Origin of the sequence: Bradyrhizobium sp., from assembly GCF_049581145.1 — a bacterium.
Lineage (GTDB): Bacteria > Pseudomonadota > Alphaproteobacteria > Rhizobiales > Xanthobacteraceae > Bradyrhizobium.
In genome coordinates, this window is record NZ_JBAURI010001024.1 from 1 (window position 1) to 6,442 (window position 6,442).

The 6,442-nt window shown below is 63.9% G+C and carries 4 protein-coding genes and 1 pseudogene; 3 read left to right on the top strand and 2 right to left on the bottom strand.

The annotated features are described in order from the left end of the window. From WCB02_RS33155 to WCB02_RS33165, 3 genes are all read left to right on the top strand, one after another. Positions 1 to 2,623, top strand: a 2,623-nt coding sequence (locus tag WCB02_RS33155) for an efflux RND transporter permease subunit (protein ID WP_423965045.1), incomplete at its 5' end; no start/stop codon positions are given. Between the two features lie 105 nt (positions 2,624 to 2,728). Further along, a complete protein-coding gene (locus tag WCB02_RS33160) occupies positions 2,729 to 4,075 on the top strand; it encodes a TolC family outer membrane protein (RefSeq protein ID WP_423965051.1) in 1,347 nt (448 codons plus the stop codon). Positions 4,076 to 4,271: 196 nt separating this feature from the next. Beyond that, a complete protein-coding gene (locus tag WCB02_RS33165; protein ID WP_423965047.1) occupies positions 4,272 to 5,027 on the top strand; it encodes an enoyl-CoA hydratase-related protein in 756 nt (251 codons plus the stop codon). Between the two features lie 9 nt (positions 5,028 to 5,036). On the opposite strand, the gene WCB02_RS33170 is transcribed toward WCB02_RS33165, so the two are convergent. Then, a complete protein-coding gene (locus tag WCB02_RS33170; RefSeq protein ID WP_423965049.1) occupies positions 5,037 to 5,624 on the bottom strand; it encodes an N-acetyltransferase family protein in 588 nt (195 codons plus the stop codon). Beyond that, positions 5,621 to 6,442, bottom strand: a pseudogene (locus WCB02_RS33175) (amino acid decarboxylase); the annotation flags it as partial. The gene WCB02_RS33170 and the pseudogene WCB02_RS33175, both read right to left, overlap by 4 nt.

Genomic DNA, 6,442 nt, shown 5'->3' on the forward strand with positions numbered 1-6,442 from the left:
GACCAAGACCTACGAGCTGCAGGTCGATTTCAACAAGCTGGTGGCGAACGGGCTGACCTTGCCCCAGCTGTTGCAGGCGGTCAGCAATTCAAACATCAATGTCGGGGGCAACACGGTCAATATCGGCTCGCAATCCGCTGTGGTGCGCGGCGTCGGATTGATCCGCTCGATCGACAGCCTCGCCGATACCATGGTCGCGTCGACCGGCGGGACGCCGGTGCTGGTCAAGGACGTCGCAACCGTAACCGTGGGCGAACAGCCGCGGCTTGGGATCGCCGGTGAAAACGACGCCGATGACATCGTTCAGGGCATCGTCCTGATGCGGCGCGGCGAGCAGAGTTCGCCGACGATTGCCAGGGTCGAGGCGCTGGTGGACCAGATCAACAATTCCACCATCCTGCCCCCCGGCGTCCATATCGAACGGATCTATGATCGCAAGGATCTGATCGAGACCACGACCGGGACCGTGCTGGAGAACATGGTCGTCGGCATCAGCCTGATCGTGGTGCTGCAGTGGATATTCCTCGGCGATCTGCGCAGCGCCCTGATCGTGGGCGCGACAATACCCTTCGCACTGTTCTTCGCCGTCAGCATCCTGGTGCTGCGCGGTGAATCGGCCAACCTGTTGTCGGTCGGCGCGATCGATTTCGGCTTGATCGTGGATGCCACCGTCATCATGGTGGAGGCGATCTTCCGCCGCCTCTCGCATACCGAGCCGCTTTCCGACGATGAGCGGGCCACGATCTCGCCAAGGACGGTCATGGGGATGAAGCACCATGCCATTCTGACCGCGGCCGCCGACGTGTCGCGATCGATCTTCTTCGCGGCCGCCATCATCATCGCAGCCTTCCTGCCGCTGTTCACCTTGAGCGGCGTCGAAGGCAATATCTTCAGCCCGATGGCGAGGACCTACGCCTATGCGCTGGCCGGCGGCCTGCTTGCGACCTTTACCATATCGCCGGCGTTGAGCGCGATCATCCTGCCGGCGCACGTCGAGCATACCGAGACCTTCCTGATGCGGATTCTGCATCGCCTCTATATGCCGGCGCTCGCGCGCTCGCTGCGCAGCCGTCGGATGGTGTTGATTGGCGCGTTGGCGCTGATCGTGATGACGGCACTCGCGGTCCGTCTGCTGGGCCTCGAATTTCTGCCGAAGCTCGAGGAGGGCAATTTGTGGATTCGGGCCACGCTGCCCTCGACGATCTCCCTGCAGGAGGGCAATTCCTACGTCAACGAGATGCGCAGGCTGATTGCGAGCCGGCCCGAGGTCGAGTCGGTGGTGTCGCAGCACGGCCGGCCCGACGACGGCACGGACGCCGCAGGCTTCTTCAATGCGGAGTTTTTTGCGCCGCTGAAGCCTGCCAAGCAATGGCCGGACCGCGAAGACAAGGATGAGCTGACCGCCAAGCTGTTGGCGCAACTGCAGGCCAAATTTCCCGGTGTCGAGTTCAACTTCTCGCAATACCTGCAGGACAACGTCTCGGAAGCCGTGTCCGGCGTGAAGGGCGAGAACTCCATCAAGCTTTACGGCAACGATCTGCAGGCGCTCACCACGACTGCCAACAAGATCAAATCCGTGTTGGCGACCGTGCAGGGGATCACCGATCTTGCCGTCTTCACCTCGCTCGGCCAGCCGACGATCCAGATCGAAATCGACCGGGCGCGGGCCGCGCGTTACGGGCTGGCGCCCGGAGACATCAACACGACGATCCGCACGGCGATCGGCGGCGATACTGCCGGCGATCTCTACGAGCCCGGCAGCGACCGGCATTTTCCGATCATCGTTCGGCTGGCGCCCGAATATCGCAAGAGCGCGGAAGCCATCCAGAATTTACGCATCGGGGCCCAGGGTCCGAACGGCATCACGCAGGTGCCGCTCAGCGAGGTGGCCACGATCAAGCTGGTATCCGGCGCGGCCTATATCTACCGGGAGCAGCAGGAACGTTATTTGCCGATCAAGTTTTCGGTGCGAGAGCGCGATCTGGGCGGCGCCATCCAGGAGGCGCAGCAGAAGATCGCGGCGCAGGTGCAGTTGCCTCCCGGTTCGCGGATCGAGTGGGTCGGCGAGTTCGGCAATCTGCAGGATGCGATCAAGCGGCTTTCCATTGTGGTGCCGATCAGCCTGACGCTGATCGCGTTGCTGATCTGGTTCAACTTTGGATCGGTCGTCGATACCATCCTGACGATGAGCGTGATCCCGATGGCGGTGTTCGGTGGCATCGTCGGATTGCTGGTGACCGGTATTCCGTTCTCGGTCTCGGCCGCGATCGGATTCATCGCGCTGTTCGGCATTTCGGTGATGGACGGCATCATCATCCTGTCGCAATACAATCAGCTGATCGACGAGGGGGTAGAACGCGGCGTCGCCATCCTGCGCACCGGCGAACTGCAATTGCGTCCCGTGCTGATGACCTGCGTCGTGGCGGGCGTCGGTTTGCTGCCGGCCGCGTTGTCCACCGGAATAGGATCCCAGGTCCAAAAACCGCTGGCGGTCGTAGTGGTTGCAGGCATGATGCTCGCGCCGGTCGTTATTCTGTTGACGTTGCCGGCATTGATTTCGATGTTCTCGCGGCGAAGCCGGCCGGGGTTTGTCCCCGAGGGGCATCTGGCCTCGGCGGAATGATGGACCGGAGCGATGGCCAGGGTTGTTAGCAAGGCGGGCTGCGAATGTTCGCCGGTTTCCCGCCGGCCGGGAAGCCGGAGGGTGCTGGCGAGCTTTGCGCTCCTGATGTTCGTCAAGGTGATGATGGCGGTCCCGGCCGCCGCCGAGACGTTGCAAGACGCCCTGGTGAAAGCCTACCAGACCAATCCGCAACTCAATGCGGAACGTGCCAGGCAACGCGGCACCGACGAGAATGTGCCGCAGGCGCTCTCGGGTTATCGTCCGCAGATCGTGGCGAGCCTCGGCGCCGGATTGCAGGCGGTGCGCAATCTGTTGCCCGACAACACCCTTCAGACCGCGACCTTGCGTCCGTGGACCATCGGCGTCACCGTCAGCCAGGCCCTGTTCAACGGCTTCAAGACCGCCAACAGCGTCCGTGCCGCGGAGTTTCAGGTGCAGTCAGGACGCGCGGCCTTGCGCAACGTCGAGCAGGGCGTGCTGCTGGACACCGTCACGGCCTACATGAACGTGATGGCGAACAATGCATTGTATGAGGCACAGCGGACCAATGTCGACGTCTTGCGCGAAATCCAGGCGACGACGAAACGGCGCCTCGCCGCGGGCGACGTCACGCCGACGGATACGGCGCAGGCCGAGTCCCGTTTGAGCCGGGGACTGGCCGATCTCAACGCCGCCGAAGTCGCGCTTGCCATCAGCAAGGAGATCTACAAGCAGGTCGTGGGCGATGCGCCGACGCAGCTTGCCGCCGCGAGCCCCGTCGATCGCCTGGTGCCGGTCACGGAGCCCGCGGCGATCGAGACCGCGAGCCATGAGCACCCGGCGGTCGTCGGCGCCGGTTTCGACGTCGACGTCGCGCAGACCTCGATCAAGCTGGCGGAAAGCAGCCTGCTGCCGACCGTCTCGGTGCAGGCGGGCGTCAGTCGCTCGGTCCAGACCGATACCAGCCTGACGACCGCGTCCACCGATCAGGCTTCGGTGCTGGGACAGGTCAACGTGCCGATCTATGACGGCGGCATGGCAGCCTCGCAAACCCGTCAGGCCAAGGAGGTGGCCTCACAAAGCCGCCTGGTGCTCGAACAGGTGAGGAGCCAGTCCCGCACCGCCGTCATCAGCGCCTGGGTATCCAATGAGGGAACCAAGGTCGCGCTCACCGCGGCCGAGTCCGAGGTGCGCGCGGCTGAGGTCGCGCTGCAGGGGGTTCGACGCGAGGCGCAGGGCGGGCAACGCACGACCATCGATGTACTGAACGCCCAGCAGGACGTGACGAATGCGAGGTCGCGCCAGATCATGGCGCAACGCGACCGCGTCATCGCATCCTATACGCTGCTGAGCGCGGTCGGACGGCTCGACGCGCAGGCGCTGAACCTCGATACCCCGGACTATGAAGCCGACACCCATTACCACCAGGTGCGGGACGCCTGGCATGGCCTGCGCACTCCCTCCGGCCAATAGGGCACTGCCGGTCGCTTCGCTCGCTGACGACTTGTTTGACCGCCATGCCGGCTGAGGTCTTCCCGCAGCGCCGCAGGTAGGTTAGCTATGCCGAGCGCTTGCTTTTCGAGATTCTTCGAAGGGATCGATTGAACAGGGCTGAGGCGTCGCAGTTTATCGGCCTGAGAGCGGTTCGCCGGCGTCTGGGAGAGCTACGATGCCTCACATCATTGTTTCGGACGAAGAGGCCACCCGCACCATCGTGATGCGGCGGCCGGAGAAGAAGAATGCGATCTCCCGCCAGATGTTTCTCACCATGAGCGAGGCGATCAACTCCGCGCAGTCGAATCCAGACATCCGCTGTCTGATCCTGACCGGACGTTCGGGCGTTTTCACCGCCGGTGACGATGTGGCGGATTTTGTCGACGACGCGTCGGCCAAGCGCGATCCGGCCAAGGCACGCAGCTCCGTCATCTTCCTGCAGGCGCTCATCAACAACAAGAAGCCGATCATCGCCGCGGTGGACGGGGTGGCGGTCGGAATGGGAACCACGATGGTGCTGCATTGCGACTATGTGATCGCCGGTACCACGGCCTCGTTCCTGTCGCCCTTCATTCAGTATGGCCTCGTTCCCGAGGGCGCATCGAGCCTGCTGCTGCCGCGAATGGCCGGCCATCAGCGCGCGTTCTCGCTATTGGTCATGGGCCGGCCGATGAGCGCGGAGGAAGCCCGCGTGGCCGGCTTTGTCAATGTCATCGTCCCGCCGGGCCATGCCATCGTTGAAGCCCAGAAGGCGGCGCGCGAGATTTGCGCGCTACCGCCCGAGGCGGTCGCCATCTCGCGAAAACTCCTGAAGTTGCCGACCGAGGATGTGCTGCGCAGGATGGGCCAGGAGGAGCATCTTTTCGCCGATCGGATCCGCTCGCCTTCGGTGATCGCGGCGGTCAAGGGCTTCCTGCACCGGAAGAAGTAATAGGGTGAGTCATCGGCCGAACGTCGCCGCCGGCGGTGGCGGCTCCGTTGCGCCCACACCAAGCGAGCGCTGCACCATCACGGTGTCGGACCAGCGGCCGTAGCGATAGGCGACACCCGGCAGCAGCCCTACTCTTGCAAAGCCGAACTTCTCGTGGATGGCGAGCGATGCCGTGTTGTCGGCGTCGATATAGCCGATCATCTGCCGGAAGCCGGCCGCCGCGCAGGCATCGATCAGGTCCTGCAGCAACAGCCGCCCGATGCCGCGGCCGAGATGCTCGTCGTGAACATAGATCGAATGCTTGACCGCGAAGCGATAGGCCGGCCGTTTGCGGAACAGCACGACATAGGCGTAGCCCACGACCTCGCCGCCACTCGTCGCGACCAGATGCGGCAAGCGGTGATTGCGCAGGTTCTTGCGCCGCTCACGCAGATCGTCCGGTTCCGGGGTGCCGCTATCGTCGACGCTGTCCTCGACCCCGCGGCGGATGTGGCGGCGGTAGATCGAAAGCATCGCCTCGACATCGCTTTCCCGTGTCGGCCGGACGAAAATCTGTTGTCCGCTGTCCATTTGCGGCTTGCCGGTCTGCAGGTTCATTCGGAGACCACGTAAGTATGCAGGCGGATGCGGCCGGCGGCATCGATCTCCTTATAGACGCCCTGGATTTCCACGTCGAAGCCCGGGAAGAGGTTGAAACAGGTTTCGAACATCTTGAGATAGTCGATCATGGGTTGCGCCCGCTCGGTGAGCCGCTCGCCCGGCACGATCGCGGCAATGCCGGGTGGATAGACCACGAACGGCGTGGTCGCAATGCGCCCCTTGATCTCGTCGATCGGCAGATAGTCGACGTCGTTGCGGACCAGGAGCCGCGTCGCGTCGCGCGGCGACAGCACGATCTCGGGCAGATGTTCGGGTAGGAATTGCCTGGTCTGCAGGCCGCTCGCGTCGGCGTCGCGGAAGAAGCGGTGCATGTCCGCGCAGAGATCGCGCAGCCGAACGCCGGCATAGCGCGCCGACCGCCGCTGATGGAACTCCGGAATCACATCGGCCAGCAGCGCATTGTCGTCATGCAGTTTCTTGAACGCGACGAGGCCGCTGATCAGCGTGCCGGCCTTGCTGGCCTCGACGCCCGGCGTCAGCAGAAACAACAGCGAGTTGAGGTCGTTCTTTTCCGCGACGATCCGGTTCTCGCGCAGATATTGCGCCACGACCGGGGCGGGGATGCCGTGGTCGGCATAGTTGCCGGTTTGGGGATCGAACCCCGGGGTCAGCAGCGTCAGCTTGTTGGGATCGGTCATGGCATAGCCGGCCGCAACCCTGGTGAAGCCGTGCCAGCTGGCGCCGGGGGCGAGCTCCCAATAGCGGGCATTGCCGGCGAGTTCGTCGGTCGAGACGTCCTCCCAGGCGATGTCGCG

Coding starts and splice junctions, on each gene's coding strand:
- WCB02_RS33160 (WP_423965051.1), top strand. CDS start 2,729: ATGTTCGTCAAGGTGATGATGGCGGTCCCGGCCGCCGCCGAGACGTTG.
- WCB02_RS33165 (WP_423965047.1), top strand. CDS start 4,272: ATGCCTCACATCATTGTTTCGGACGAAGAGGCCACCCGCACCATCGTG.
- WCB02_RS33170 (WP_423965049.1), bottom strand. CDS start 5,624: ATGAACCTGCAGACCGGCAAGCCGCAAATGGACAGCGGACAACAGATT.